At 67.2% G+C, this 23,567-nt stretch carries 22 protein-coding genes; 6 read left to right on the forward strand and 16 right to left on the reverse strand.

All coding sequences use genetic code 11. The features are described 5' to 3' along the window. Positions 1 to 107: 107 nt before the first annotated feature. The 3 genes from EZ216_RS15580 to EZ216_RS15590 form a co-directional block, all read right to left on the reverse strand. Positions 108 to 1,574: a glutamate synthase subunit beta gene (locus tag EZ216_RS15580; protein ID WP_135250704.1), complete on the reverse strand. Its 1,467-nt coding sequence runs from the start codon at positions 1,572 to 1,574 to the stop codon at positions 108 to 110. 26 nt (positions 1,575 to 1,600) lie between these two features. Then, on the reverse strand, positions 1,601 to 6,331 hold the full coding sequence (locus tag EZ216_RS15585) for a glutamate synthase-related protein (RefSeq protein ID WP_135250705.1): 4,731 nt from the start codon (positions 6,329 to 6,331) through the stop codon (positions 1,601 to 1,603). 131 nt (positions 6,332 to 6,462) lie between these two features. Further along, the gene (locus tag EZ216_RS15590) at positions 6,463 to 7,158 is read right to left on the reverse strand and encodes a transposase (protein WP_135250706.1); all 696 of its coding nucleotides are present in this window, start codon (positions 7,156 to 7,158) and stop codon (positions 6,463 to 6,465) included. A gap of 133 nt (positions 7,159 to 7,291) precedes the next feature. Between EZ216_RS15590 and EZ216_RS15595 the strand changes: the two genes are divergently transcribed. After that, positions 7,292 to 7,483 (forward strand): hypothetical protein, encoded by a 192-nt coding sequence (locus EZ216_RS15595; RefSeq protein ID WP_135250707.1) that lies wholly within the window; start codon positions 7,292 to 7,294, stop codon positions 7,481 to 7,483. On the opposite strand, the gene EZ216_RS15600 is transcribed toward EZ216_RS15595, so the two are convergent. Genes EZ216_RS15600 through EZ216_RS15650 form a run of 11 tightly spaced genes read right to left on the reverse strand, consistent with a single transcriptional unit; the run spans position 7,477 to position 17,941 of the window. Continuing rightward, positions 7,477 to 8,319 carry a class I SAM-dependent methyltransferase gene (locus EZ216_RS15600; RefSeq protein ID WP_135250708.1) on the reverse strand — a complete coding sequence of 281 codons (843 nt, stop codon included), beginning with the start codon at positions 8,317 to 8,319 and terminating at the stop codon, positions 7,477 to 7,479. The genes EZ216_RS15595 and EZ216_RS15600 overlap by 7 nt on opposite strands. Next, a complete protein-coding gene (locus tag EZ216_RS15605) occupies positions 8,316 to 8,876 on the reverse strand; it encodes a DUF1415 domain-containing protein (RefSeq protein ID WP_135250709.1) in 561 nt (186 codons plus the stop codon). Before EZ216_RS15605 ends, EZ216_RS15600 begins: the two co-directional genes overlap by 4 nt. A 13-nt stretch (positions 8,877 to 8,889) precedes the next feature. After that, the gene (locus EZ216_RS15610; RefSeq protein ID WP_239024405.1) at positions 8,890 to 10,095 is read right to left on the reverse strand and encodes an MFS transporter; all 1,206 of its coding nucleotides are present in this window, start codon (positions 10,093 to 10,095) and stop codon (positions 8,890 to 8,892) included. After that, positions 10,092 to 11,222 carry a deoxyguanosinetriphosphate triphosphohydrolase gene (locus EZ216_RS15615; RefSeq protein ID WP_135250710.1) on the reverse strand — a complete coding sequence of 377 codons (1,131 nt, stop codon included), beginning with the start codon at positions 11,220 to 11,222 and terminating at the stop codon, positions 10,092 to 10,094. Before EZ216_RS15615 ends, EZ216_RS15610 begins: the two co-directional genes overlap by 4 nt. Before the next feature lie 11 nt (positions 11,223 to 11,233). Beyond that, positions 11,234 to 12,334 carry a 3-dehydroquinate synthase gene (gene aroB / locus EZ216_RS15620; protein ID WP_135250711.1) on the reverse strand — a complete coding sequence of 367 codons (1,101 nt, stop codon included), beginning with the start codon at positions 12,332 to 12,334 and terminating at the stop codon, positions 11,234 to 11,236. A gap of 27 nt (positions 12,335 to 12,361) precedes the next feature. Continuing rightward, positions 12,362 to 12,889, reverse strand: coding sequence for a shikimate kinase (locus EZ216_RS15625; RefSeq protein ID WP_239024406.1), 528 nt, complete (start codon positions 12,887 to 12,889; stop codon positions 12,362 to 12,364). Positions 12,890 to 12,911: 22 nt separating this feature from the next. Continuing rightward, complete coding sequence (locus EZ216_RS15630; RefSeq protein WP_135250712.1) at positions 12,912 to 15,008, reverse strand: type IV pilus secretin PilQ; 2,097 nt, start codon at positions 15,006 to 15,008, stop codon at positions 12,912 to 12,914. Next, on the reverse strand, positions 15,005 to 15,547 hold the full coding sequence (locus EZ216_RS15635) for a pilus assembly protein PilP (RefSeq protein ID WP_135250713.1): 543 nt from the start codon (positions 15,545 to 15,547) through the stop codon (positions 15,005 to 15,007). The genes EZ216_RS15630 and EZ216_RS15635 overlap by 4 nt, the downstream gene beginning before the upstream one ends. Further along, complete coding sequence (locus EZ216_RS15640) at positions 15,544 to 16,212, reverse strand: type IV pilus inner membrane component PilO (protein ID WP_135250714.1); 669 nt, start codon at positions 16,210 to 16,212, stop codon at positions 15,544 to 15,546. Before EZ216_RS15640 ends, EZ216_RS15635 begins: the two co-directional genes overlap by 4 nt. 5 nt (positions 16,213 to 16,217) lie before the next feature. Continuing rightward, positions 16,218 to 16,865 (reverse strand): PilN domain-containing protein, encoded by a 648-nt coding sequence (locus EZ216_RS15645; protein WP_135250715.1) that lies wholly within the window; start codon positions 16,863 to 16,865, stop codon positions 16,218 to 16,220. Next, complete coding sequence (locus tag EZ216_RS15650; RefSeq protein ID WP_135250716.1) at positions 16,862 to 17,941, reverse strand: pilus assembly protein PilM; 1,080 nt, start codon at positions 17,939 to 17,941, stop codon at positions 16,862 to 16,864. Before EZ216_RS15650 ends, EZ216_RS15645 begins: the two co-directional genes overlap by 4 nt. A gap of 277 nt (positions 17,942 to 18,218) precedes the next feature. Here EZ216_RS15650 and EZ216_RS15655 point away from each other — a divergent pair, with 277 nt between their 5' ends. Next, on the forward strand, positions 18,219 to 20,690 hold the full coding sequence (locus EZ216_RS15655; RefSeq protein ID WP_135250717.1) for a penicillin-binding protein 1A: 2,472 nt from the start codon (positions 18,219 to 18,221) through the stop codon (positions 20,688 to 20,690). A gap of 6 nt (positions 20,691 to 20,696) precedes the next feature. On the opposite strand, the gene cyaY is transcribed toward EZ216_RS15655, so the two are convergent. Then, positions 20,697 to 21,023: an iron donor protein CyaY gene (gene cyaY / locus EZ216_RS15660; protein WP_135250718.1), complete on the reverse strand. Its 327-nt coding sequence runs from the start codon at positions 21,021 to 21,023 to the stop codon at positions 20,697 to 20,699. Continuing rightward, complete coding sequence (locus EZ216_RS15665; RefSeq protein WP_135250719.1) at positions 21,023 to 21,283, reverse strand: hypothetical protein; 261 nt, start codon at positions 21,281 to 21,283, stop codon at positions 21,023 to 21,025. The genes cyaY and EZ216_RS15665 overlap by 1 nt, the downstream gene beginning before the upstream one ends. Before the next feature lie 908 nt (positions 21,284 to 22,191). Between EZ216_RS15665 and EZ216_RS21465 the strand changes: the two genes are divergently transcribed. The 4 genes from EZ216_RS21465 (at position 22,192) to EZ216_RS15680 (ending at position 23,213) form a co-directional block, all read left to right on the forward strand. Then, positions 22,192 to 22,356 (forward strand): hypothetical protein, encoded by a 165-nt coding sequence (locus tag EZ216_RS21465; protein WP_167772934.1) that lies wholly within the window; start codon positions 22,192 to 22,194, stop codon positions 22,354 to 22,356. 89 nt (positions 22,357 to 22,445) lie between these two features. Then, positions 22,446 to 22,730, forward strand: a complete 285-nt coding sequence (locus EZ216_RS15670) for a hypothetical protein (protein WP_135250720.1) — start codon at positions 22,446 to 22,448, stop codon at positions 22,728 to 22,730. Positions 22,731 to 22,738: 8 nt separating this feature from the next. Then, on the forward strand, positions 22,739 to 22,981 hold the full coding sequence (locus tag EZ216_RS15675; RefSeq protein WP_239024407.1) for a phage coat protein: 243 nt from the start codon (positions 22,739 to 22,741) through the stop codon (positions 22,979 to 22,981). 19 nt (positions 22,982 to 23,000) lie between these two features. Continuing rightward, complete coding sequence (locus EZ216_RS15680) at positions 23,001 to 23,213, forward strand: major capsid protein (RefSeq protein ID WP_135250722.1); 213 nt, start codon at positions 23,001 to 23,003, stop codon at positions 23,211 to 23,213. Positions 23,214 to 23,567 lie beyond the last annotated feature (354 nt).

The following is a 23,567-nucleotide window of genomic DNA, read 5'->3' on the forward strand; positions in this document are numbered from 1 at the left end:
CCGGGGCAGGCCCGGCTGTGCGTGGCGGGAGGCCGATGATACGGCCTGGTCCCGCCGGTCGCTTACCTGCGGATGAGGTAGTGCGCGTCGGTCACGCGCACCGGGCGCTAGCGCGGAAGGTCGCTGAATCCCATCAGGAACTCATCCACGGCCCGGGCGGCCTGGCGGCCTTCGCGGATCGCCCAGACGACCAGCGACTGGCCGCGGCGCATGTCGCCGGCGGCGAAGACTTTGGTTACGTTGGTCGCGTAACCACCTGTGAATTCGGTATTCGCCTTGGCGTTGCCGCGGGCGTCCTTCTCCACGCCGAACGCTTCGAGGATGGTGCCCACCGGACTGACAAAGCCCATGGCCAGCAGCACCAGGTCGGCCTTCAGCACCTTTTCGGAGCCCGGCACCTCGGCCATCTTGCCGTCCTTCCACTCGACGCGGACGGTCTTCAGGCCGGTGACCTTGCCGCCTTCGCCGATGAATTCCTTGGTGGCGATGGCGAACTCGCGCTCGCAGCCTTCCTCGTGCGACGACGAGGTGCGCAGCTTGTACGGCCAGTACGGCCAGGTGAGCGGCTTGTTCTCTTCCTCCGGCGGCATCGGCATCAGCTCGAACTGCACGACACCGGCGGCGCCATGGCGGTTGCTGGTGCCCACGCAGTCGCTGCCGGTGTCGCCGCCGCCGATGACGATGACGTGCTTGCCGTCGGCGCGCAGCTGGCCCTTGACCTTGTCGCCCGCGTTGACCTTGTTCTGCTGCGGCAGGAATTCCATGGCGAAATGGATGCCGTCCAGATCACGGCCCGGCACCGGGAGGTCGCGCGACTGCTCGGCGCCGCCGCACAGCAGCACCGCGTCGAAATCCTTCTTCAGCTGCTCGGGGGAGACCGTCTCCTTGGCCCAGTTGATGACCTTGGAACCCTTGGGCAGTTCGCCCACCATGACGCCCGTGCGGATGGTCACCCCTTCGGCCTTCATCTGCTCGGCGCGGCGGTCGATGTGGTGCTTCTCCATCTTGAAGTCGGGGATGCCGTATCGCAGCAGGCCGCCGATGCGGTCGTTCTTCTCGAACAGCGTGACGTCATGGCCGGCGCGCGCCAGCTGCTGCGCCGCCGCCATGCCCGCGGGGCCGGAGCCGACCACGGCGACTTTCCTGCCCGTCCTGATCTTCGCGACGCGCGGCTTCACCCAGCCGTTCTCCCAGGCACGGTCGATGATGGCGTGCTCCAGCGACTTGATGCCGACCGCATCGTCGTTCACGTTCAGCGTGCAGGCCGCCTCGCACGGGGCGGGGCAGATGCGGCCGGTGAACTCCGGGAAGTTGTTGGTCGAATCCAGCACCGTCCACGCGCCCTGCCAGTCCTGGCGGTACACCAGGTCGTTGAAGTCGGGGATGACGTTGTTGACCGGGCAGCCCGAGTTGCAGAACGGCGTGCCGCAGTCCATGCAGCGCGCGCCCTGGACTTTCGCCTGCGCGTCGTCCAGCCCGATGACGAATTCCTTGTAGTGCTTCACGCGCTCGCCGACGGGCTTGTAGCCCTCCTCGACGCGGTCGAATTCCATGAAGCCGGTGATCTTTCCCATGCTCTTGCTCCGTCTTCTCTTCGGCTTCAGGCGGCGGCGACGCCGTCGGTCTTGACGCCCAGCTTGGCGTCGTTGCCCGTGCTGGCGGCGGCCACCTCGCGCTCGTGCATCTCGGCCAGCGCGCGCTTGTACTCGTTGGGGAACACTTTCACGAACTTCGCGCGGGCGTTCTTCCAGTCGTCCAGGATCTCGCGGGCGCGGCGGCTGCCGGTCCAGCGGTTGTGCTCCTCCAGCAGCTTCTTCAGCTGGGCTTCGTCGGTCTGGTCGCCGTGCAGCTTGGTGCGCGGCGCCAGCGCCTTCTGCTCGCCCGAGGGCAGCACGTGCTCCAGCGCCACCATCGAGGTGTTGCAGCGGCTGGCGAACTGGCCGTCCTCGTCGTACACGTAGGCGATGCCGCCGGACATGCCCGCCGCGAAGTTGCGGCCGGTCTTGCCCAGCACGACGACGGTGCCGCCGGTCATGTACTCGCAGCCGTGGTCGCCCGTGCCTTCCACCACCGTGGTCGCGCCCGACAGGCGCACCGCGAAGCGCTCGCCCGCGACACCGGCGAAGAACGCCTCGCCGGTCGTCGCGCCGTACAGCGCGGTGTTGCCGATGATGATGTTCTTGGTGGCTTCACCGCGGAAGTCGATGCTGGGCCGCACGATCACGCGGCCGCCGGACAAGCCCTTGCCGGTGTAGTCGTTGGCGTCGCCGATCAGGTACAGCGTGATGCCGCGCGCGAGGAAAGCGCCGAACGACTGGCCGCCCGTGCCTTCCAGCTGGATGCGGATGGTGTCGTCGGGCAGGCCCTCAGCATGCGCCCGGGTCACTTCGCCGGACAGCATGGCGCCGACCGAGCGGTTGACGTTGCGCGCCACCTCGATGAACTGCACCTTCTCGCCGCGTTCGATGGCGGGCTTGCTGCGCTCGATCAGCACGCGGTCCAGGCTCTTGTCCAGGCGGTGGTCCTGCTCCTCGACCTGGAAGCGCGCCACGTCGGCCGGCACGTTGGGCCGCGCGAACAGGCGGCCGAAGTCCAGGCCGCGCGCCTTCCAGTGCTCGATGCCCTTCTTCATGTCCAGCAGGTCGGTGCGGCCGATCAGGTCGTCGAGCTTGCGGATGCCCAGCTGCGCCATGATCTGGCGCACTTCCTCGGCGACGAAGAAGAAGTAGTTGACGACGTGCTCGGGCTTGCCCGCGAACTTCCTGCGCAGCACCGGGTCCTGCGTGGCCACGCCCACCGGGCAGGTGTTCAGGTGGCACTTGCGCATCATGATGCAGCCCTCCACCACCAGCGGCGCGGTGGCGAAGCCGAATTCGTCCGCGCCCAGGATGGCGCCGATGGCGACGTCGCGGCCGGTCTTCATCTGGCCGTCGGCCTGCACGCGGATGCGGCCGCGCAGGCGGTTGAGCACCAGCGTCTGCTGCGTCTCGGCCAGGCCGATTTCCCACGGGCTGCCCGCGTGCTTGATCGACGACCACGGCGAAGCGCCGGTGCCGCCGTCATGGCCGGCGATCACCACGTGGTCGGCCTTGCACTTGGCCACGCCCGCGGCGATGGTGCCCACGCCCACTTCCGACACCAGCTTCACGCTGATGGACGCGTGCGTCGCCACGTTCTTCAGGTCGTGGATCAGCTGCGCCAGGTCTTCGATCGAATAGATGTCGTGGTGCGGCGGCGGCGAGATCAGGCCCACGCCGGGCACCGAGTAGCGCAGCTTGCCGATGTACTTGGACACCTTGCCGCCGGGCAGCTGGCCGCCTTCGCCCGGCTTGGCGCCCTGCGCCATCTTGATCTGCACCTGGTCGGACGACGACAGGTATTCCGCCGTCACGCCGAAGCGGCCGGAAGCGACCTGCTTGATGCGCGAGCGCAGCGAATCGCCGTCCCGCAGCGGGATGTCGACCTCGACCACTTCCTTGCCGATGATGTCGGCCATGGTCTGGCCGGTCTTGATCGGGATGCCCTTCAGCTCGTTGCGGTAACGCGCGGGGTCCTCGCCGCCTTCGCCGGTGTTGCTCTTGCCGCCGATGCGGTTCATGGCGATGGCCAGCGTGGCATGCGCCTCGGTGCTGATGGAGCCCAGCGACATCGCGCCGGTGGCGAAGCGTTTGACGATCTCCTTGGCCGGCTCGACTTCGTCGACGGGGATGGCCTTGCTGGGATCGACCTTGAATTCGAACAGGCCGCGCAGCGTCATGTGGCGGCGGCTCTGGTCGTTGATCAGCTGCGCGTACTCCTTGTACGTGCTCCAGTTGTTGGCGCGCGAGGCATGTTGCAGCTTGGCGATGGCGTCGGGCGTCCACATGTGCTCTTCGCCGCGCGTGCGCCACGCGTACTCGCCGCCGGCGTCCAGCATGTGGGCCAGCACGGGGTCGTCGCCGAAGGCGGCGCGGTGCGTGCGGATGGCTTCCTCGGCGATCTCGAACACGCCGATGCCTTCCACGCGGCTGGCGGTGCCGGTGAAGTACTTCTCCACCGTGTCGCTGTTCAGGCCGATGGCTTCGAACAGCTGGGCGCCGCAGTACGACATGTACGTGCTCACGCCCATCTTGGACATGATCTTGGACAGGCCCTTGCCGATCGCCTTGACGTAGTTGTAGATCGCCTTCTCGGGCGACAGGTCGCCCGGCAGTTCCTTGTGCAGGGCCGCCAGCGTCTCCATCGCCAGGTACGGGTGCACGGCTTCGGCGCCGTAGCCGGCCAGCACGCCGAAATGGTGCACCTCGCGTGCGGAGCCGGTCTCCACCACCAGGCCGGCGGTGGTGCGCAGGCCTTCACGCACCAGGTGCTGGTGGATGGACGACAGCGCCAGCAGCGCCGGGATGGCCACGCGGTCGGCCGCGACGGCGCGGTCGCTGATGATCAGGATGTTCTTGCCGCCCTTGATGGCGTCCACGGCTTCCGCGTTCAGCGAAGCCAGCTGCGCTTCCACGCCCTCGTGGCCCCAGGCCAGCGGGTAGGTGATGTCCAGCGTGGCGCTGCGGAACTTGCCCTGCGTGATCTTCTCGATGCCGCGCAGCTTGGCCATGTCCTCGAAGTCGAGGATGGGCTGGCTGACTTCCAGCCGCATCGGCGGGTTCACCTGATTGATGTCCAGCAGGTTCGGCTTCGGGCCGATGAAGGACACCAGCGACATCACGATGGCTTCGCGGATCGGGTCGATCGGCGGGTTGGTCACCTGCGCGAACAGCTGCTTGAAGTAGTTGTACAGCGGCTTGTTCTTGCTGGAGAGCACGGCCAGCGGGCTGTCGTTGCCCATGGAGCCGATGCCTTCCTCGCCGGCCACCGCCATCGGCGACATCAGGAACTTGATGTCTTCCTGCGTGTAACCGAAGGCCTGCTGGCGGTCCAGCAGCGCGACGTCGCTGGGCTGCGCCTGGCCGGCCGTCTCCGACAGGTTGTCCAGCTTGATGCGCAGGTTCTCGATCCACTGCTTGTACGGGCGGCTGTTGGCGAGGCTGGCCTTGAGTTCCTCGTCGTCGATCATGCGGCCCTGTTCCAGGTCGATCAGGAACATCCTGCCGGGCTGCAGGCGCCACTTGCGCACGATGCGGTTCTCGGGCACCGGCAGCACGCCGGATTCCGACGCCATGATCACCAAGTCGTCGTCGGTCACGCAGTAGCGCGAGGGACGCAGGCCGTTGCGGTCCAGCGTGGCGCCGATCTGGCGGCCGTCGGTGAACACGATGGACGCGGGACCGTCCCACGGCTCCAGCATGGCCGCGTGGTACTCGTAGAACGCCTTTCGCCGCTCGTCCATCAGCGTGTGCTGCTCCCACGGCTCGGGGATCATCATCATCACCGCCTGGGCCAGCGGGTAGCCGGCCATGGTGAGCAGTTCCAGGCAGTTGTCGAACGTGGCGGTGTCGGACTGGCCGGCGAAGCTGATGGGGTACAGCTTCTTCAGGTCGGCGGCCAGCACCGGCGAGGACATCACGCCTTCGCGGGCGCGCATCCAGTTGTAGTTGCCCTTGACCGTGTTGATCTCGCCGTTGTGCGCGACGTAGCGGTACGGGTGCGCCAGCGGCCACTCGGGGAAGGTATTGGTGGAGAAGCGCTGGTGCACCAGGGCCAACGCGGACACGCAGCGCGAATCCTTCAGGTCCAGGTAATACGTGCCTACCTGGTCGGCCAGCAGCAGGCCCTTGTAGACCACAGTGCGGCTGGACATCGACGGGACGTAGTACTCCTTGGAGTGCTTCAGCCGCAGGCTCTGGATGGCCGCGCTGGCCGTCTTGCGGATCACGTACAGCTTGCGCTCCAGCGCGTCCTGCACGATGACGTCGTTGCCGCGGCCGATGAACACCTGGCGCAGGATCGGCTCCTTCTGGCGCACGGCGGGCGACATGGGCATGTCGCGGTCGACCGGCACGTCGCGCCAACCCAGCAGCACCTGGCCTTCGGCCTTGATCGCGCGCTCCATCTCCTGCTCGCAAGCCAGGCGCGAGGCGTGTTCCTTGGGCAGGAAGATCATGCCGACGCCGTATTCGCCCGGCGGTGGCAACTCCACGCCCTGCTTGGCCATTTCTTCGCGGTACAGCGAATCGGGCAGCTGAATCAGGATGCCCGCGCCGTCACCCATCAGCTTGTCGGCACCGACGGCGCCGCGATGGTCCAGGTTCTCCAGGATCTTCAGGCCCTGGCTGATGATCGCGTGGCTTTTCTCCCCCTTGATGTGGGCGACGAAGCCGACGCCGCAGGCGTCGTGCTCATGGGCCCCGGAATACAGGCCCTTTTCTTGCAGGTGGGAAATCTCGGCAGCCGTCGTCATGGCTCGCCCTCCAAGGTGGGAAATCAGGGTTTGCGAGCATATTGCAGCGCAGCGCGACTGCCAAGCGAAATAATTGGGGTCGGAACCCGATATTAAACCATTATTTCTAGCCGAATAAAAATCGGGGACAGCTAATTAGCCACAGCTTTCCGCGGCCGTCCGGCCGGCTTGGGCGCGGTCCGGCGGGCCCCGAGCCGTTCCAGCTCGTCCAGGTAACGCTGGTCACCCAGCGCCCAGCCCCGATGGGTGGCGTTGGTGAGCGCCTGCTGCATTTCTTCCCCCAAGCCCGCGGTCACCAGCTGCGCATAGGCTTGTTCGCGAGCGAACGGCGTGTCGCCCAGCGCCCAGAACGCCGGATGCGGCGTCACGAGCCGGTCGTTGCCGATCCCGGTGTAGTGCCGATGGCTGGACCAGGGATAGCCGGCGGGTTCGGCCGCAAGGCCGCCTCGCACCGGGTTCAGGTCCAGGTAGGCCATGCAGGGCAGCAGGTAGCGGTCCGCTTGCAGCAGCGTGGAGCGGTACCGGCCTTCCCAGAGCGTGCCGGTGCGCCCCTGCTTCGCGTTGAAGTAGCGCACGTAGCGCCGGCCCACTGCCTGCATCAGTTCCGGCAGGCCGCGGTCGGTTTCCGGCGTGGCCAGCAGGTGGAAGTGGTTGGGCATCAGCACGTAGGCATGCACCGCCACCTTCAGCTCGCTCGCGTGCGACTCCAGCAGCGAAAGCAGCTGCCGGTAGTCTTCCTCGCCGGCGAACACCGGCTGCCGGTTGTTGCCTCGCTGGATGACGTGGTGCGGGTGGCCCGGCAAGGTGAGCCGGGGAAGTCTGGCCATGGCGTGAAGGAAGTCGCGCGGATTATCCGGCGGCGCAGTGTCTGGTCAGCGCGCGCCGACTCCGCCGCGCGTGCGGGGCCGACAGCGGACGCGGACGAGCCGTCCAAGAATGACTGATCGAACGGAGAACGCCATGCCTTTCGCGCTGTACATGATCGGTTTCCTGGTGTTCATGGCCGCCGTCGTGTGGGCCGCCGTCGTCGTCGGCGTGCCCCAGCTGTACCTCACCTTCGGCGCGCTGGCGCTGATCGTGATCGGCGCCATCGTGGGGCTGGTGCGCTCGCGCTCGCGCCGGCGCGAGATGCACCGCCAGCACCCCTACTGATCGGGCAAACCGGGGAACCGCTCGGCTTCCAGGCCTTCGAGCCCGAATTCCGCCAGCAGCGCGCGCAGCCTTTGCGCCGCGCTGCGCTTCTTCTGCCCCGTGTGGCGGGCGATGATCAGCTCGTTCTTCATGCTGTGTTCCCAGCCGACCAGTTCGGTGACCGTGACCTGGTAGCCGGTCGCTTCCAGGTACAGGCAGCGAAGCACGTTGGTGAGCTGGCTCCCGATCTCGCGGGTGTGCAGCGGATGGCGCCACAGCTCGGCCAGGGGCGTGCGCGACAGCGACAGCGCCTTGCTCTTGCGAAGGTGCGAGGCCACCTCGGCCTGGCAACAGGGCACCAGCACCATCGCCCTCGCCTGCTTCTGCAGGCCGAACGCGATCGCGTCGTCCGTCGCCGTGTCGCACGCATGCAGCGCCGTGACCACGTCCACTTGGTCCGGCAGCGCTTCGTCGGTGGCGGCATCGGCGGCGCTGATGTTGAGGAAGGACATGCGCTCGAAGCCCAGCCGCTGCGCCAGTTCGCGCGAACGCGCCACCAGTTCCGGCCGCGTTTCGATGCCCCACACGCGACCCTTGCCTTGCGGCTTGAGCGACAGGTCGTAGAGGATGAAACCGAGGTACGACTTGCCGGCGCCGTGGTCGGCGATGGTCGGGCCGCCGTCCTGCTCGGGCAATTCGCGCAGCAGCTGGTCGATGAACTGGTGCAGGTGGTAGACCTGCTTGAGCTTGCGGCGAGAGTCCTGGTTGAGCTTGCCCTCGCGCGTGAGGATGTGCAGCTCCTTCAGCAGCTCGGCGGACTGGCCGGGCCGCAGGTCGGGTTCACGCGCCGTGCTCATGACTTTCCCACGCCGAGGGCGTGCCAGCCTTCGGCTCCCAAGGCCGACAACGCGCGGATGTTGGCTTCGTAGATCGCATCGGCTTGCGGGAACGCCGCGACCGCGCGATCCATGCTGTCCTCGCGCAGCAGATGCAACAAGGGCCAGGGCGAGCGGTTGGTGAAGTTCGCGATCGCGTCTTCGTCCTCGCCCGCGAACACGAAGCGAGGATGGAAGCTGGCCAGCTGCAGCACGCCTTCCAGGCCGCGGCGGGCGAGCCGGCGTTCGGCTTGCGCCACCAGCGCGTCGAACACGAGGAACTCGTCGAAGCCTTGGGGCACCGCCAGCAGAGTGGTGTCACGCTCCGCCGGTGCGCACGCAAGCAGGCCGTCGATCTCGGCGTCGAGCCGCTCCAGCACCGGCGCGAAATCGGCGCCTTCGCAGCACGCCAGGCGCACTTGGTGCTTCACGTACACGGCCTTCGCGAAGGGACACAGGTTGAGCCCGATCACGGCACGCTCCAGCCAGCGCCGCGTGTCCTGCAGCACCTTGTCATGCAAGCCGGTGTCGTTCGCCATGGGGAGCGGGATTCTAAGAGCGGGCCGCCGCGCCGCGCGGGGTGAGCGCCGAACATCCCCACGCCAGGAGCAGGCCGGCCAATGCGCACGCGCCGGTCACGGTCCAGCTCCATTGCCAGCCGCCGGTTCGCGCGGCCACCCAGGCGACCAGGGGCGGTCCCGAGAACTGCCCGAACGCGGACCACTGCTGCATCCAGCCGACGGTGGTGGAGACCGTGGTCTCGTCGGGGGCGAAGCGCACTGCCAGCGAGAACAAGGTGCCCGGGATCACGCCGCCGACGGACGAGAACGCCAGCACGGCCGCGAAGCGCGCGAGCGCTCCCGTGCCTTGCATGGGCAGCACTTCGGCGAAAGCGAGCGTGCTGCCCACGCCCATGGTGACGAAGCCGATCGCCAGCAGCCGCGCGGCGGGAACACCACGCTGCAGCAGCCGGCCCGACGCCATGTTGCCGGTCATGTTCACCGCGGCGGCCAACGCCGTGGCGATGGCGGCGGTGCCCGGCGCGATGCCCGCGGCGCGGTAGATCGAAGGCAGGAACCCGATGACCGAGAGCCACTGCGCGGAATAGACGCCGAACGCCAGCGCCACCAGCCAGGGGCCGCGCGCCGTCACTGTCCTGAGAATGCGCGCGCGCCACGACGACACGGAAGACGCCATGCGCGGATCCGGCGGCAGCGCCCGCGCAAGCCACAAACCCATCGCCAGCGAAACGCCGCCCAGCAGCCACCACCACGCGGGCCAGCCCGCCCATGCCATCCACGCGGGGCCGCACAGCAGTGCGAGCGCGGTGGCGAATGGCATGTACGCGCCCCACACGCCGAGCATGGCGCTCATGCGTTGCGGTGGCACAAGCCGGCGGATCAGCGCCGGCGCGGGCATGGAGGCGAGCAGGAAGCCCAGGCCTTCGACCGCACGCAACGCGAGCAGCGGCGCCGCGCCGTGCGCGAAACCGCCCAGCACGCTGGCCCCACCCGCAAGCAGCAGGCCGGCCACCATCGTGCGCTTGAGGCCCACCGCATCGGCCGCCAATCCGCAGACCAGCCCCAGCGCCATGCCCGCGAACTGCACCAGCGACAGCAGGAACCCGGCCTGCACGAGCGAGAGCCCGAGTTCCGCCTGCAGCAACGGCAAGGCCGGCGGCAGCTTGCCCACGTGCACGGCCGCCGCCACGCCGCCCAGCACCACCAGCCAGGCCTGCGCGATGCCGCGGCCCGTCACGGGAGCGCCCGCCGGCCGGTCAGCCGCTCGTGCTCGCGCGCGGCGAAGCGGTCCGTCATGCCGGCGATGTAGTCGGCGACCGCGCGCTCGCGGTCTTCGCGCGCATCGAAGCCGCCGCCCATCTCGGCCGGCGCCTGCAGGAAAGCGGCGAACAGCTCGCGCACCACGTCCTTGGCGCGCCCGGTGGTCTCCATCACCTGCGGGTGGCGGTACAGGTTGCGCAGCAGGAACTGCTTGAGCACGCCCGATTCGGCCTGCATCGCGGGGCTGAAGCGCACCAGCGGGCCGGCGAGACGCGCTTCGTCGGTGCTGGACAGGCCCGCGTCCATCAGGGCCTGGCCGGTGGCGGCGATGACGTCATACACCTGCGCGCTGAGCATGCGCCGGATGGATTCGTACAGCACGCGGCGGCCCTGCAGGTTCGGGTGCTCGGCCAGCGCGCGGTCGCGGTAGCGCGCGAAGAGCGGCACCGCTTCCAGCTGCTCCAGCGTGATGAGGCCCGAGCGCACGCCGTCGTCGATGTCGTGCGCGTTGTAGGCGATCTCGTCGGCCAGGTTGCACAGCTGCGCCTCCAGGCTGGGCTGCGTGCGCTCGAGGAAGCGGCGGCCGACGCCGCCCGGCTCGTGCGCTTCCAGCTTCTGCGCGTTGGCGCGCGAGCAGTGCTTGAGGATGCCTTCGCGGCTCTCGAAACTGAGGTTCAGGCCATCGAAGGCCGGGTAGCGTTCCTCCAGCTTGTCGACCACGCGCAGGCTTTGCAGGTTGTGCTCGAAGCCGCCGTGGTCCTGCATGCATTCGTTCAGCGCGTCCTGGCCGGCGTGGCCGAAAGGCGTGTGGCCCAGGTCGTGCGCCAGCGCGATGGCTTCGACCAGGTCCTCGTTCAGGTCCAGTGAGCGCGCCACCGAGCGGCCCAGCTGCGCCACCTCCAGCGAATGCGTCAGCCGCGTGCGGAACAGGTCGCCTTCGTGGTTCAGGAAGACCTGCGTCTTGTAGACCAGCCGCCGGAAGGCGGTGGAATGCACGATGCGGTCGCGGTCGCGCTGAAAGGCCGTGCGCGTGGGCGCCGGCGCTTCGGGGTGGCGCCGGCCGCGGGAGCGGCTGGGGTCGCAGGCGTAGGAAGCCAGGGCCATGCCGCGCGCGCTCAGGCCGTGCAGTGCGCCAGCACCTCGCGCACCATGGCTTCCGGCGCGGGCCGCATCGCCGCGCGGCCGGGCTGCTCGATGACCACGAAGCGGATGTCGCCGCCCTCGGCCTTCTTGTCCAGGCGCATCAGGTCCAGGTAGCGGTCCTCGCCCAGCCTGGGGCCGCGCACGGGAAGCTGCGCACGCTGCAGCAACGCGGTGAGCCTCTGCGCGAAAGCGGCATCCACCAGGCCGAGGCGCCGCGACAGCTCGATGCCCATCGCCATGCCGCAGCCCACGGCTTCGCCGTGCAGCCACTCACCGTACCCCAGGCCCGCTTCGATGGCATGGCCGAAGGTGTGACCGAAATTCAGGATGGCCCGCAGGCCGCCTTCGCGCTCGTCCTGCGCCACGACCCTGGCCTTGATCTCGCAGCTGCGGCGCACCGCGTGCGCCACGGCCGCCGGTTCTCGCCGCATCAGCGCGTCGAGGTTGGCCTCGATCCAGTCGAGGAACTCCATGTCGGCGATCGGACCGTACTTGATCACTTCGGCCAGGCCCGCGCTGAACTCGCGCGCGGGCAGCGTGTCCAGCGTGTCGAGGTCGCACACGACGCGCACCGGCTGGTAGAACGCGCCGATCATGTTCTTGCCGAGCGGGTGGTTGATCGCGGTCTTGCCGCCGACCGAGGAATCCACCTGCGCCAGCAGCGTGGTGGGCACCTGCACGAAAGGCACGCCCCGCATGTAGCAGGCGGCCGCGAAGCCGGTCATGTCGCCGACCACGCCGCCGCCCAGTGCGAACAGCACGGTCTTGCGGTCGCTGTGGCGCGACAGCAGCGCGTCGAACACCAGGTTCAGCGTCTGCCAGTCCTTGTGCGATTCGCCATCGGGCAGGGTCACCTGGTGCACATCACGGAAGTGCGGCTTCAGCGCTTCGGTGAGCGAACGCAGGTAGAGCGGCGCGACCGTGGTGTTGGTCACCACCATCGCACTCGACGCCTTGGGCAGGCCCGACCAGGTGCCGGCGGCGCCCAGCAGCCCATGACCGATGACGATGGGGTAGGCGCGATCGCCCAGATCGATGGGGACTTCGTGCAGGACGGCAGGCGCGGCGGACATGGGCCGCAGTTTAAGCGGCGGCGCGGATCAGCCGGCCGGCAGCACGCCCGCCAGTTCCAGTTGCATCAGGACCATGTTCACCAGCGTGGGCACCGAAGGGCGCCCGGTCTCGATGGTGAAGTGCGCGACCTCGCGGTACAGGGGGTCGCGATCGGCGTGCAGCTGGCGCAGGCGCGCCAGCGGGTCCGCCACCTGCAGCAGCGGGCGCTGCGTGTCGTGCCGCAGCCGCCGCCACAGTTCCTCGGGCGAGGACCGCAGGTAGATCACGTGGCCGGCCGAGTGCAGCACCTGGCGGTTGGCATCGCGCAGGACCGCGCCGCCGCCGGTGGCCAGCACCGTGTCGGGCGCACCGGCCAGTTCTGCCAGCACCTGCTGCTCCAGGTCGCGGAAGGACGCCTCGCCTTCGCGTTCGAAAAACTCGCGGATCGAGCAGCCGATGCGGCGCTCGATCTCGTGGTCGGAATCGTGGAAGGGAAGCTGGAGCCGCCGCGCGAGCGAGCGGCCCACCGTGGATTTGCCGGAGCCGGGCAGGCCCACGAGGACGAGGCTGCGCACGCCCGCGGGCCCGGCCGGACCGTCAGCGCGCGGCGCTGCGGTCGGACACCATCTTGGGCGTGATGAAGACCAGCATCTCCTGCTTGCTGGCGGTGCGCTGGCGGTTCTTGAACAGATTGCCCGCCACCGGAATGTCGCCCAGCACCGGCACCTTGGCTTCGGTTTCGGATTCGCTCAGCTCGAAGATGCCGCCGATGACGACGGTGCCGCCGTTCTCCACCAGCACCTGGGTGCGGATGTGCTTGGTGTTGATGGCCACGCCCTGCGCGGTCACTTCACCCTTGCTGTCCTTGCTGATGTCCAGGTCCAGGATGATGTTGCCTTCCGGCGTGATCTGCGGCGTGACTTCCAGCTTCAGCGTGGCACGGCGGAAAGCCACCGACGTGGCGCCGCTGGAGGTGGCCTGCTGGTACGGGAATTCCGTGCCCTGCTCGATCAGCGCCTTGGTCTGGTCCGCCGTGACGATGCGGGGGCTGGACACCAGCTTGCCCTTGCCGTCGGCTTCGAGCGCCGAGATCTCCAGGTTCAGCAGGCGGCTGAGGCTGGAAGAGAACAGCGACACCGCGAAGCTGGCGGCGGGGAAGCCGCCGGCGCCGGAGGATGGCAGGCTGACGAAGTCGCCCGCCGTGGTGCCGAGATTGATGCCCAGTTCCGGCGTGGCGCCCGAGGGGACGTTGGGGTTGATGTACGTGGCACCAACCATGGCATGGTTGGTGGTGTTCAACGGCCGCCCGCCCAGGCGCACGCCCAGCGACTTGCCGAACGTGTCGGAGGCTTCGACGATGCGCGCCTCGATCAGCACCTGGCGCACCGCGATGTCCAGCTTGCCGATCAGCGTCTGCACCTGCTGCAGGCGCGACGGGATGTCGGTGACGAACAGCTGGTTGGTGCGCGGCTCGGCGATGACGCTGCCGCGCGTGCTCAGGATGCGCGCGGCTCCCGTGCCGGCGGTGATCTGGGTCGCGATGTCCGCCGCCTTGGTGTAGTTCAGCTGGAAGGACTGCGTGCGAAGCGGTTCCAGGTTCTGGATGGCGGCCTGCGATTCCAGTTCCAGCTTTTCCTTGGCGGCGATCTCGTCCTTGGGCGCGATCCACAGCACGTTGCCGTTCTTGCGCATGCCCAGGCCCTTGGCCTGCAGGATGATGTCCAGCGCCTGGTCCCAGGGCACGTCCTTCAGGCGCAGCGTGACGCCGCCGCTGACGGAATCGGACGTGACGATGTTGAAGTTGGTGAAGTCGGCGATCACCTGCAGCAGCGAGCGAACTTCGATGTTCTGGAAGTTGAGCGACAGTTTCTCGCCGTTGAAGCCCGGGCCCTGGGTCAGCTTGGACGGGTCGTTCTTCTGCTGGCGCACCTCGACGACGAACTGGTTGTCGCTCTGGTAGGCGCTGTGCTCCCACTGTCCCTTGGGGTCGATGACAACGCGCACGCGGTCGCCGGCCTGGAAGGTGGTGACCGTCTGCACCGGCGTGCCGAAGTCGGACACGTCCAGGCGGCGGCGCAGGCCTTCGGGCAGCGTCGACTTCAGGAACTCGACGACGAGCTGCTGGCCTTGCTGCTTGATGTCCACGCCCACCTGGTTGCTGGGCAGGTCGACGACCACGCGGCCGGCGCTGTCGGGCCCGCGGCGGAAGTCCAGGTCCTTGATAGGCTGGGTATCGCGGTTGCGGCTTTCGGCGAAAGCGCTGGTCTGCGCGGTCACCGGCGCGGCGGCGACGGCCACCGGGTCCAGCGAGACCAGCAGCGACTTGCCCTGCAGTTGCGCCTTGTAGCCGGTGGCGGCCTTGAGGTTCAGCACCAGGCGCGTGCGGTCACCCGCCGTGACGACGTTGACGGAGCGCAGGTTGCCCTGGTTCAAGTCCACGGCCGAGCGGCCCATGCCGTTGGTGGCGCCGGGGATGTCCAGCGCGATGCGCGCCGGGCTCTGGATGGTGAAGCCGGCCGGCACCGCCGGCAGCGGTTGCGAGAAGTCGATGCGCACGACTTCGACGCCACCCTGCACCGAGCTGCTGACGTTCTCGACGGCGGTCTGCGCCGCGGCCGAGAAGCTGGCGCAAACCGCGAGCAGCCCTCCCACGCAGGCAGTGAGCAGTCGCCATATGGATTGTTGTTGGTTCATCTCGACCTCTCTTGCAATTGGAGCGTCGCGGTGCGCTCGATCCACTCGCCCGCGGCGTCCTGCACGATTTCGCGCAGCGTGACTTCGTTCTCGCCGACCTTGACGATCTTTCCGTAGTTCTGGCCCAGGTATTGGCCGGGGCGCACCTGGTACAGCAGGTTGTCCACCTTGACCAGCGCCACCGGCTGGCCCTGCTTGACCAGGCTGCCGACCATGGACATGGCGTCCAGCGGGTAGGCTTCCAGCGGCTCCTTGCGGCGCGAAAGCTCGGGCGCCACGAGGGCCGAACTGGCCGTGGATTGCGCGGTCTCGCGCTTGAGCGCCTGGGTGAGCTTCTGGTTGCTGAAAGGGTCGAAGGCGTTGGCCTGCGTGTAGGCCTGAGGGACGAATTTCTTCGGCTCGGGAATTGGCTGCACCTTCGGACGCGTTTGCGCGCGCTGTTGGGCCATCCACTGCTGGATTTCCTCCTGGTTGGAGGCGCCGCAACCGGCCAGCAGTACGGCGACCGATGCAAGCGCGGCGAAGCGGATCGTGCTCATTTCTTGGCTCCAGGGGCGGCCTTGCGCTGCTTCTGCACCTCGTCGGCATCGAGGTAGCGGAAGGTCTTGGCCTGTGCCTCCATCACCAGCAAGCCCTCACGGCCAGGCGTGAGGACCAGGTTGTTCAGCGTCACGATGCGGGACAGATTGGCGATGTCGGACGCAAAAGCACCCACGTCGTGGTAGCGGCCGGTGACGCGCAGCGCGATGGGCAGCTCCGCGTAGTACTCCTTGACGTTGACCTGGCCGGGTCGGAACAGATCGAAATTCAGGCTGCGGCCCAGGCCGGCCTGGTTGATGTCAGACAGCAAAGCGTCCATCTCCGCCTTGCTGGGCAGCTGCTTTTCCAGCTGGGTCACGTACGTCTGGACCTGTTCGCGCTGGCGCTTCAGCGCGTCCAGGTTGATGGCCTGGCCGAGCTTTTTCGTGTAGTCCTCCTTCAGCGCCTTCTCCTTGGACAGCTCGCCTTCGAGCTCGGCATCGGAGTTGGACAGCCAGACGAACCACAGCGCGACGACGATCAGGATCATCAGCGCGAGGCAGGCGAGCAGGCGCGGCAGCAGGGGCCAGGTGGCGGGGTCGTTCGGGTTCAGTCCCCGGAACTGGCCGACGATCTTCTGCTGCAGGGCGGCGAAGTCGATCTTGGAAGCGGCGGTGGTGGCCATGGCGGTCAGGTCTTGGCCGGCGACGACGCAGGCGCCGCGGCGGAGGAAGCGGGGACGGCGGCCGAGGCGGCGCCGGCGGCCTTCTGCACTTCGCTGGAGCGCAGCAGGCGCACGCGCATCGTGAAGTTGGCGACGCGGCGCTGGTCGCGCGGCCCAAGGGCCACGGTGCCGGCGACGATCTCGATCAGCTCGGGCTTCGTCAGGTAAGGGCTGTTGTTGCCCAGGTTGCGCAGCAGCTCGGACACGCGCTCGTTGGACTGCGCAACGCCACTGATGCTGACCACCTGGTTTTCCTGGCGGACGCTGGAGATGAAGACACCGTCGGGCAGCTGGTGCACCAGCTCGTTGAGCAGGTGCACGGGCATGTTGCGGTCGGCCTGGAGGTCTTCCACGGCCTGCTGGCGGGCGCGCAGGGCGGCGATCTCTTCCTGCAGGGTGGAGATCTCCTTGATCTGCCCTTCCAGGTGCTTGATCTCGGACTGCAGCACCGCGTTCTTGCCTTGCTGCCCGGAAATCTGGGCGGCATACCAGAGGAACACCGCACCGGCGATGACGCCGCCGAACAGCGCCGCGACGCCGAGCGAGGCGAAGAAGGATTCGCGCTTGCGCTTGCGTGCCGCTTCGCGGTGCGGCAGCAGGTTGATCAGGATCACTGCAGGAACCTCCGCATGGCCAGGCCGCAGGACGTCAGGTACGACGGGGCTTCGCGGCGCATGCGCTTTTCGCGCACGCCTTCACCGATGTGCATGCCGTCGAACGGGTTGGCCAGCGCGCAGGGGAAGGATGTCTGCGCGGTCACCGCCTCGTTCAGGCCGGGCAGCGCCGCCGAACCGCCGGCCAGCATGATCTGGTCGACCTTGTTGTGCGGCGTGCTGGTGAAGAAGAACTGCAGGGCGCGGGCGACTTCCTGCGCCATGCTGTCGACGAAGGGCTTGAGCACGGCCGACTCGTAGTCGTCGGGCAGCTCGCCGCTGCGCTTCTTGCTCTCGGCCTCCTCGGGCGAGAAGCCGTACTGGCGCACGATCAGCTGGGTGAGCTGGGCGCCGCCGAAGGCCTGGTCGCGGTCGTACAGCACCTCGTCGTTGCGGATCACCTGCATGCTGGTGGTGAAGGCGCCGACCTCGAACAGGGCGACCATGGTGTCCGTGCCGCCGTTGGGCAGGGACTGGATCAGGCGGCCGGCAGCCAGCCGCGAAGCGTAGGACTCGACGTCGATGATCACCGGCTTCAGGCCGGCCGCCTCGGCCAGGCCCTGGCGGTCCTGGACCTTTTCCTTGCGGGAGGCGGCGATCAGCACCTCGATGTCGCCCGCCGAAGTGGGGCTGGGCCCGACCACGCAGAAGTCGAGGCTCACTTCCTCCAGCGAGAAGGGGATGTACTGGTTGGCTTCGGTCTGGACCTGGATCTCCAGCTCCGACTCGGTCATGCCGCCCGGCAGCATGATCTTCTTCGTGATGACGGCCGAGGGCGGCAGGGCCATGGCCACGTTGCGGGTGCGCGTTCCGCTCTTCTTGATGAGCCTGCGCATCGCCTCGGCCACTTCGTCGAACTTCTCGACGTTGCCGTCGGTGATCCAGCCGCGCTCCAGCGGTTCCATGGCGCAGCGCTCCAGCACGAGCGTGCCGGACTTGTCGCGGCCGAGCTCGACCAGCTTCACGCTGGATGAACTGATGTCCAGGCCCAGCAATGGCGCGGGGCCCCGGCTAAACAACGGTCCAAGATCCAACACGGTCTCCTGAGGCTCTTTCAAGCCGTGACAAAACTTAAGATTCCACTTGAATGCTAGCAGTAACATCCTTGTCGCCCAAAGACTTTTCCGGATTGCTCAGCCGTTGACCGTTGCCAAAATCCGACGCGGATGCCACCTCATGCGCAGGCTTGTGGTGGCTCTGCAGTGCCACCCCCTGAGATCGGCTTTGCGGGCGTTTTCCAGCCCGACAGTCGCCTGTTGACCCGTTCCTATAATGGTTCCGGGCCGCCCCCACCGTTGTTTCAAGTCCACCCACATGCCGCCTGAAGACCGTTCGGCGTCCCGGTCGAAGCCGGATTCGCCCCGCACCTGGAAATCCCGCCTGCTCAGGCTGCTGGCCTGGGCCATGGGCGGCGCCTTGGCCGCCGGCGTCTCGGTGGTCATCATCGTCGGCGTGGCGCTGGCGGTCGCCTACCCCAACCTGCCGGACATCTCCGAGCTGTCCGACTACCGCCCCAAGCTGCCCCTGCGGGTCTTCTCGTCCGACGGCGTGCTGCTGGGCGAGTTCGGCGAGGAGCGGCGCAACCTCACCCCGATCGCCGAGATCCCCGCCGTGATGAAGAACGCGGTGCTGGCCATCGAGGACGCCCGCTTCTATTCGCACAGCGGCGTGGACTACAAGGGCCTGGTGCGCGCGGCCGTCGCGAACCTGGGCCGGGCCAAGAGCCAGGGCGCGTCCACCATCACCATGCAGGTGGCGCGCAACGTCTACCTGTCCTCGGAAAAGACCTTCACCCGCAAGCTGTACGAGGTGCTGCTCACGTTCAAGCTGGAGCACCTGCTGACCAAGGACCAGATCCTCGAGATCTACATGAACCAGATCTTCCTGGGCAACCGCGCGTACGGTTTCGCGGCGGCCTCGGAAGCCTACTTCGGCAAGCCGATGAAGGACCTGACCGTCGCCGAGGCGGCGATGCTGGCCGGCCTGCCCAAGGCGCCCTCGGCGTACAACCCCATCACCAACCCCAGCCGCGCCCGCACCCGCCAGCTGTACATCATCGAGCGGATGGAGGAGAACGGCTTCATCACGGCAGAACAGTCCGAAGCCGCCAAGAAGCAGGAATTGAAGATCCGCCCGGCCAACGACCACGGCCGCGTCCACGCCGAGTACGTCGCCGAGACGGTGCGCCAGCTGGTCTTCGCCCAGTACGGGGACGAGGCCTACACCCGCGGCCTGAACGTGGTCACCAGCGTCAATTCCGCCCGCCAGGAAGCGGCTTACAAGGCGCTGCGCAAGGGCATCATGGATTACGAGCGCCGCCAGATCTACCGCGGCCCCGAGGAATTCATCGAGCTGCCCGCGGACAAGAAGGACCTGGAAGACGCCATCGACGACGCCCTGGCCGACCATCCGGACAACGGCGACGTGATGTCCGCCGTGGTGCTGGAAGCCTCGCCCAAGCGCGTGCTGGCGGTGCGCCAGAACGCCGAGCAGTTCGAGATCACCGGCGAGGGCCTCAGGCCCGCGCAGTCGGGCCTGTCCGACAAGGCGCCGCCCAAGACCAAGATCCGTCCCGGCGCGGTCATCCGCGTGATGCGCACGCCCAAGAACACCTGGGAGATCACCCAGCTGCCGGAGGTGGAAGGCGCGCTCGTCGCCCTCGACCCGCGCGACGGCGGCGTCCAGGCCCTGGTGGGCGGCTTCGACTTCTACAAGAACAAGTTCAACCACGTCACCCAGGCCTGGCGCCAGCCGGGCTCGGGTTTCAAGCCGTTCATCTACTCCGCCGCGCTGGAAAAGGGCTTCACGCCCGCCACCATCGTCAACGACGCACCCCTGTTCTTCGACGCCGGCACCACCGGCGGCCAGCCCTGGGAGCCGAAGAACTACGACGGCAAGTTCGAAGGCCCGATGCCGCTGCACACCGCGCTGGCCAAGTCCAAGAACATGGTGTCCATCCGCATCCTGCAGGCCGTGGGCACGCAGAACGCGCAGGACTGGGTCACGCGCTTCGGCTTCGAAGCCGAGAAGCACCCGCCCTACCTCACCATGGCGCTGGGCGCGGGCTCGGTCACGCCCATGCAGATGGCCACCGGCTATGCCGTGTTCGCCAACGGCGGCTACCGCGTCAACCCGTGGCTGATCTCGAAGATCACCGACCACAAGGGCAAGGTGCTGGTGGAAACGCAGCCGCCGCTGCCCAACGAAGCCATGCGCGCGGTGGACGCCCGCAACGCCTTCGTCATGGACCGCCTGCTCCAGGAAGTGGCGCGGTCGGGCACGGCCGCCCGCGCGCAGCAGGCGTTGAAGCGCCCCGACCTGTACGGCAAGACCGGCACCACCAACGATTCCATCGACACCTGGTTCAACGGCTTCCACCCCTCGCTGGTGGCCATCGTCTGGATGGGCTACGACAACCCCAAGCCGCTGGGCGACCGCGAAACCGGCGGCAGCATGAGCCTGCCGGTGTGGATCAACTTCATGGAAACCGCGCTCAAGGGCGTGCCCGAAGTGCAGCCGGTGGCGCCACCCGGCGTGGTGAACGTCGGCGGCGAATGGTTCTACGAGGAATATGCGCGCGGCGGCGGCGTCAGCAGCCTGGGCACCGTCACCGGCGAGCCGGTCAGCGCCGGCAGCAACGAGATCCAGAACAACAAGAGCCTGGGTGCCTCCCAGGTGCTCGGCGAGCGCGCCTTCACGCCGGAAAACAGCTCCCAGCAGTCCCCGCCGCCGCAGCGCGCCCCCGCCGACGACCGACGCAGCATCCTCGACCTGTTCCGCAACTAGCGCGGGTCAGCCGAACTTCAGCGGCTGGCCTGCCTGTTCGCTGGCATAGCGGGCGAGGTTCTCGAAGAACTCGCCCTGCCCCTTGGTATCCAGCCAGCGCGCGCCGTCGAACTTGTAGTGGAAGCCGCCGGCCTTGGCCGCCAGCCACACCTCGTGCAGCGGCTTCTGCAGGTTGACGATGATCTGGGTGCCGTTGCGGAAGGTGAGCGTCACCATGCCGCCCACGCGCTGGCTGTCGATGTCCGCATCGCTCTCGTCGTTGATGCGGTCGCAGCCGGACTCGACGCGCCGCAGCAGCGCCTCGGCCTGGTCCATGTACTCGGGATCGGTCATTACAGTCTTCGACTGCCGTAGCGTCTTAGCATTCGGGTCTTGCATGCGCTGTCTTTGTCACCCTCTAGGGCGGCAATGACGATCCATTGATCCACGTTCTCTCCGAGCTTTTCTGCGATTGCTCCGGCAATGGACGGGCTGAGGTTTCCGCGTTGCCGGGCGTTGTGCAGAGCGTTGCGCGACAGGCCTAGTTCCTTGTGCCAAAACGGCACCGACTCGGACTCCAGCGCCTTGTCAAGCAATTCCATCGTCGTCTTCATTTGGAGGGCTCCATTGTGGCGACGGTGCAACCGTCTTGTGTGCAGATCGTAACTCCCGACTTGCACTCATTGCGGGTGCAATGTATGGTTCAGTTACGCACTCATTTCGAGTGCATAACTGGAGCCTCCACATGCTCATGCTTTCCCTATCACCTTGGTGCACGAGTGCAAGGTGTATTTGTGGGTTGCGCTGCAACCTTCCTGTTCGCGGTCCCTCGGGTGCAAACGGCACCGCATCGGCTGTGGAGGCTCCTGCGGGGCCCGGCCCGAGGGCCCGCACCTTTTCAGCACCTGAGTTCGTAGAAGCGCCGTCGGAGCGTGAGCAGGCGGGCGGCATCGTGCTCTTGTGGCATTCGGCTGTCCAAGGCTTTGCACTCGTCTTGCTCTGCCCGCGTGAGTTTCCCGCGCTTAAGGCGCTGCTCGAACTGCTGAGTGCTTTCGCCGGTCAGCGGACCGAGCGCCGTAGCCATCTGTCGCCGAAATTCCGACCTCTGGACGTCTGCGCCTTTGCGCGACGTTCCGCTGGAGCGGTCAAGGCCTTGGGTGGGCGTCGTGTCCACGAGCTTCCCGTTCAGGCATGGCTGGTCGCTGTACGCGACCTTGCCGTTTTGCTCGCACCTGTAGGCCGGGTCTCCGGCGTGGGAGCAGGCCATGAGTGATGCAGTGGTTGCGAACGTGATCCATCGTGATCTGGCGGACACGGTTTCCCCCCCGAAAAAGTCGAACCTCGACTCTACCGGTATGCGCGTTGTGCGCCGTGGCTGCGTTGTGGAGTGGCCCGCTACGCGTCTGCATGAGGCGTTCCGTGCCCGTGTGGTCCGCGTACGCCTTGGCGTGATGTGGGTGGACATGGGTGGCAGGACGCCTTTCGAGTCGTTCACCCCCTGCTGCCGTGTACGGGTGGTGGCATGAGCCGCGCTGTGCACGTCGATTCCAGAGTGCTCCGCGTCATGCGCGAGCGTGCGCTAGGCCGCGCTGTGTTGCTGGCGTTGGTCCTGCGGCTGGGTGGCCTGCTGCTGTGTGCTGCTGTGGTGCTGTTGATCGTCGTTGGGGCGCTGCGCGTGGCGTCGTGAAGAACCTAGCCCGAGTTCTTCAAGCGAGGCACTCGGGCTGCGCTTTTCGCAGCCGGTCACGAACCGCAACCAACCTAGAGGGAACAGTCATGCAATCGAAGATTCGCGTTTTCAAGCTGGACGAGGTCAAGAGGGGCACGTCCAAGAGGACCGGCAACCCGTACGAGATTCACACGGCGCAGGCCGCGCTGATTGACGAGGCGGGAAACATCGATACGGTCGGTGTGCTGGACATTCCGCCGGAGCTGCGCGGCAAGGTCACGCCGGGCGACTTCACCGGCACATTCGCGATGAAGACCAACTTCCAGAACGGGCGCATCGAGTCCGTGCTGACCGGCCTCACGCCGATCAAGGCTGTTGGGGCGCGCGGCTGATGCTGTGCGTGGACGTCGATCCGACCACAGCCGCGGTTGTCGTGGTCGGCGAGGCGTCATCCTGCAGCACACCGTACGTTGTGCTGCGTCCCGCCGAGGTCGATGCGTTGGCGTCGTCCTCTGCTTCCCCTTTTCGATTGACCCTTGCCGAAGGTTCGGCGGTGTCGGTCGCCATCTTGGGAGTCTGGGCCACGGCCTGGGCGTTCAAGGCGCTGTCCCGTGCGCTCAAAGCGGGTGATCCTGAAACCTGAGCCAACCTTGGAGGTAATCATGCTCAAGACTTTCCGTGACCGTGCGATGGCGATGTTCGCCGCGCTTTTCGTCTTCGCGTTTGCTTCGCCGGCTGCGATGGCTGCGATCGACACGACCGCCACCGTCGGCGAGCTCAATGACGTGAAGACGGCTGTCAGCGCCGTCGGCATCGCCGTGCTGTCCATCGCGGTCGGCATCATGCTGTACAAGTGGGTCAAGCGCGCTCTGTGAGCGCCTGAACCTGCCTGCTGGGGCTTTGCAAGAGGCTCCAGTGGGGAGGTAAGGCGATGGCTGATGTGATGGGCGTGTACGTGATCGTGGCGTTTGTGGGTGCGGCGTGGATCTTGTTCGTCAGCTGACGCGCTTCGCCCTGTTCGTGCTTCTGGGCTGGTGTGCTGGCCTTGGCGGCGCTTGGGCCTCTTTTCCAGCCACTGGTGGCACCAGCTCAAGTCCGACGTCGTACGTTGCCGTTAACGGTGGCCAGTCCGCCACCGGTGCTTCGGCGTCTGCTGCGTGCTCAGCGTTGCCGCCTAATGGCGGGTACACGTTCACTGGTGCTTCGTATGGCACCTATGGGGGCGCTAA

The organism is Ramlibacter humi, from assembly GCF_004681975.1.
Lineage (GTDB): Bacteria > Pseudomonadota > Gammaproteobacteria > Burkholderiales > Burkholderiaceae_C > Ramlibacter > Ramlibacter humi.

Coding starts and splice junctions, on each gene's coding strand:
- EZ216_RS15590 (WP_135250706.1), bottom strand. CDS start 7,158: ATGGCCAGACTTCCCCGGCTCACCTTGCCGGGCCACCCGCACCACGTC.
- EZ216_RS15585 (WP_135250705.1), bottom strand. CDS start 6,331: ATGACGACGGCTGCCGAGATTTCCCACCTGCAAGAAAAGGGCCTGTAT.
- EZ216_RS15600 (WP_135250708.1), bottom strand. CDS start 8,319: ATGAGCACGGCGCGTGAACCCGACCTGCGGCCCGGCCAGTCCGCCGAG.
- EZ216_RS15630 (WP_135250712.1), bottom strand. CDS start 15,008: ATGAACCAACAACAATCCATATGGCGACTGCTCACTGCCTGCGTGGGA.
- EZ216_RS15605 (WP_135250709.1), bottom strand. CDS start 8,876: ATGGCGAACGACACCGGCTTGCATGACAAGGTGCTGCAGGACACGCGG.
- aroB (WP_135250711.1), bottom strand. CDS start 12,334: ATGTCCGCCGCGCCTGCCGTCCTGCACGAAGTCCCCATCGATCTGGGC.
- EZ216_RS21465 (WP_167772934.1), top strand. CDS start 22,192: ATGAGCCGCGCTGTGCACGTCGATTCCAGAGTGCTCCGCGTCATGCGC.
- EZ216_RS15595 (WP_135250707.1), top strand. CDS start 7,292: ATGCCTTTCGCGCTGTACATGATCGGTTTCCTGGTGTTCATGGCCGCC.
- EZ216_RS15635 (WP_135250713.1), bottom strand. CDS start 15,547: ATGAGCACGATCCGCTTCGCCGCGCTTGCATCGGTCGCCGTACTGCTG.
- EZ216_RS15640 (WP_135250714.1), bottom strand. CDS start 16,212: ATGGCCACCACCGCCGCTTCCAAGATCGACTTCGCCGCCCTGCAGCAG.
- EZ216_RS15670 (WP_135250720.1), top strand. CDS start 22,446: ATGCAATCGAAGATTCGCGTTTTCAAGCTGGACGAGGTCAAGAGGGGC.
- EZ216_RS15580 (WP_135250704.1), bottom strand. CDS start 1,574: ATGGGAAAGATCACCGGCTTCATGGAATTCGACCGCGTCGAGGAGGGC.
- cyaY (WP_135250718.1), bottom strand. CDS start 21,023: ATGACCGATCCCGAGTACATGGACCAGGCCGAGGCGCTGCTGCGGCGC.
- EZ216_RS15655 (WP_135250717.1), top strand. CDS start 18,219: ATGCCGCCTGAAGACCGTTCGGCGTCCCGGTCGAAGCCGGATTCGCCC.
- EZ216_RS15665 (WP_135250719.1), bottom strand. CDS start 21,283: ATGAAGACGACGATGGAATTGCTTGACAAGGCGCTGGAGTCCGAGTCG.
- EZ216_RS15615 (WP_135250710.1), bottom strand. CDS start 11,222: ATGGCCCTGGCTTCCTACGCCTGCGACCCCAGCCGCTCCCGCGGCCGG.
- EZ216_RS15680 (WP_135250722.1), top strand. CDS start 23,001: ATGCTCAAGACTTTCCGTGACCGTGCGATGGCGATGTTCGCCGCGCTT.